Source organism: Methylorubrum sp. POS3 (assembly GCF_043352485.1).
GTDB classification, from domain to species: Bacteria; Pseudomonadota; Alphaproteobacteria; order Rhizobiales; family Beijerinckiaceae; genus Methylobacterium; species Methylobacterium suomiense.
Genome location: NZ_JAPRBT010000027.1, coordinates 1 through 410, shown reverse-complemented (window position 1 = coordinate 410; position 410 = coordinate 1). Strand labels below are relative to the sequence as shown.

Sequence of the window (410 nt, the reverse complement as noted above, 5' to 3'; positions counted from 1 at the left end):
CGCGAGAACATCTTCGTGCGCCCCAACGACACGCTGACGCTGGTGCGCGATCCCCAGACCTTCCTGGCGGTGGGCGCGGTGGGCAACACCACCGAGATCCCGTTCGGGGCCGAGGGGCTGACCATGGCCCAGGCCCTGGCCCGCGCCTCGGGGCTGCGCGACACCCAGGCCGATCCGGAGGGGGTCTACATCTTCCGCTACGAGCCGGCGGGGCTGGTGCGCCGGCTGCGGCCGAACTCGCCGCTGCTCGGGGCGCCGCAGGTACCGGTGGTGTACCGGGTGAACATGCGCGATCCCCAGAGCCTGTTCCTGACCCAGTCGTTCCGGCTGCGCAACCGCGACCTGCTCTACGTGTCGAGCGCGCCGTTCTCCGAGGTGGCCAAGGTGCTCAGCGTCGTCTCCACCATCGC

General features: G+C 71.0%; 1 pseudogene. It reads left to right on the top strand.

What is annotated here, in order from left to right:
* A pseudogene (locus OWC43_RS23365) lies at positions 1-410 on the top strand (sugar transporter); the annotation flags it as partial.